Origin of the sequence: Roseomonas sp. KE2513 (genome assembly GCF_016107305.1) — a bacterium.
GTDB lineage: Bacteria > Pseudomonadota > Alphaproteobacteria > Acetobacterales > Acetobacteraceae > Roseomonas.
In genome coordinates this window covers 1-2,157 of record NZ_RCVR01000121.1, presented here as the reverse complement: position 1 = coordinate 2,157, position 2,157 = coordinate 1, and the positions used below count along the sequence as shown (strand labels likewise).

The following is a 2,157-nucleotide window of genomic DNA, read 5'->3' as shown; positions in this document are numbered from 1 at the left end:
TACTCCGCCCCTACTATCTCTTGGACAGGCGCGAGGTCTTCGCGGGGATGGTGGTTCGGAGGCTCTGTCCCATGATCCCATGCTGCCGCGGCCGTCACACCAGAGGCCTGACTTTTATGGGTAAAGTACGCTCAGAAGGCGAGGACAACCACATGTCCGCTTGCCGGCGCTTGGCCCCGAGAGCGGTCAAACGGCTTTTGACCAACCCCGGACATATCGGCGGCAATCTCCTCTCGGCGAACAGGGCCGATTGCGGCTACACCCCGAGCCGTTCGATGACCCGCGCCACAGTCGTGTGCGTCCATACTGCCCCTCCCCGCGGCGTTGGTACGCCTCTCTCCATCAGCGCCCGCGCAAGCCCCAGGTGAGTAGTGACGCCCTCGGCCCGGAGTGCCTCCACCTCCAGGGCAAGCCGGTACGCAGTGCGGGTCGCCTCCTCGCGGCGCGCATAGGCAGCCGCGGCTGCACAAGGCGGAGCGGGTGGCCTCCAGCCCCTGTCCCCGCCCAGCACCGCCCCACGTGCCCTTGCCGCCGCCAGTGCTACCCTGGTGCGCTCCGAAATCAGCTCCCTCTCCTTCTGCGCCATGGCCGCGTAAACCCGCATCATCAGGTCGTCGGCGCCCGGCATGTCGGCGGCCCGGATGGAGATGCCCTCCTCCAGCAGCCCCGACAGCGTGTGGGCTCGCCGTGTGATCCGATCGAGCCTTGCGGCTACCAGCACTGCTCCGAGTTGCCGACACCGGGTGAGCGCCGCCTGGAAGCCTGGACGCCGGTCGTCCTTACCGGAGGCGATATCCTGGTGCTCGGCCACGAGCGTCCAGCCCTCACGCTCGATGAAGGCGCGAACGCTTGCCTGCTGCGCCTCCAGCCCAAGACCGCTGTGCCCCTGCTCGGCGGTGGAGACCCGGTACAGCGCCACCGCGTAGCGAGCCTGGGTAGTGGGGCGACGCGGGGTGGCCATCAGCCCTGCTCCCCAGCGGCAATGCGGTAGATGCTGTAGCTGCCCTTCGCGCCCTGTGACCCAGGCCCGACTTGGCGCACCCGCTCCAGCACGTCGACCGAGTGGCCCTTCTTCTTCAACCCGGCGAGGAAGCCGCGCACCGTGTGCTGCGCCCAGCCGGTCGCCTCCATGACCTGGGCGATGGTGGCGCCCTCGGAGCGGCGCAGGAGGGTGAGAACGGCCTGCTGCTTGGTGCCCTCACGTGGGCGGTGTGGGGCAGCGGGATCACGCGCCGGCCGACTTGCCGTGCTGCGGCTTAGGGCGGTCCTGAGCGCCTCGATAGAACCCGGCAGGGCCGAGCGTTCTACCCCAGCATCCCAGGCCACCAGCAGGGCGGTTGCAGCGTCTCGCAGCGTGCTGCGAGGCTGTGGCTGGGCAACGGGTGCAATGGAGGGCACCTGGGCCTCTGACGCGGCCATGCTGGTCTTGCCTGCCTCCCTGCCCTCCTGCGCCACTTGAGCGGCCTCTCCGGCCAACTCCGCCGTGCTCGGCCCTCCGACTGCCATCAAACCGGCTGCAGTGATCCGCCACATTGTCGTAGCGCTGCCGCCTGGATCGGGGACGTTCTCCAGCAGCCCAGCCCTCAGCATGCTCTGAAGCACCGAGTTCCGGGCGGCAGCGGGCAGGTTCGGGGGCGCCTCGGCTAGCCCTGCCGGGTGCTGCGCGGCGGCGCTGAGGATCTGCGCCTGGGTGGGGGAGAGCGGCTTCGTCATCGTCAGGTCCCTCGACCGGACCCGATCAATCGGGTCCTACGACCCAGAGCCCTGACCAGAGGTGGTCAGGGTGGCGCGGGAGGAAAGTGCCTCTGCGCAGCTGACGCTTCGCTCCATTCTGCGGTGAAGCCAAGCTGATTGCGAGCACATCCGAGCCAGCAGGCTGACACCTTCCGGGGCTGGTGAGGCGCGCCGCCGCCAGCACCCTTCCGAGCCGCTTGGACTTTGCCAGAACTACTTGGAACCCCGGCCCGCGATCGTCCTTTCCCGCTCCGCCCATTCCGCTGCTCGGCCACGAGAGCGTGCCCTGGTTCTTGGGACCCACGACATGCGGCTTTCCCGTCTTGGCGCTTCCAACAGCCGCGGCCAGCATACATTCCTGCCAGAGTGCGGTCGGACTGCTACCATCCTGTTGCGTTTGCAGTGCGCGGCTGTTGCGGAGGC

Annotated in this window: 2 protein-coding genes; both read right to left on the bottom strand. The window is 68.5% G+C overall.

What is annotated here, in order from left to right; all coding sequences use genetic code 11:
• Positions 1–256: 256 nt before the first annotated feature.
• Positions 257–961: a recombinase family protein gene (locus D9599_RS30485; protein ID WP_198385092.1), complete on the bottom strand. Its 705-nt coding sequence runs from the start codon at positions 959–961 to the stop codon at positions 257–259.
• Entirely contained in the window at positions 961–1,713 is a 753-nt protein-coding gene (locus tag D9599_RS30480) for a DUF3489 domain-containing protein (protein WP_198385091.1), read from the bottom strand. The genes D9599_RS30485 and D9599_RS30480 overlap by 1 nt, the downstream gene beginning before the upstream one ends.
• Positions 1,714–2,157 lie beyond the last annotated feature (444 nt).

What these genes read in the sequence shown, in the direction of transcription:
- D9599_RS30480 (WP_198385091.1), bottom strand. Translation starts at nt 1,713, where the DNA reads ATGACGAAGCCGCTCTCCCCCACCCAGGCGCAGATCCTCAGCGCCGCC.
- D9599_RS30485 (WP_198385092.1), bottom strand. Translation starts at nt 961, where the DNA reads ATGGCCACCCCGCGTCGCCCCACTACCCAGGCTCGCTACGCGGTGGCG.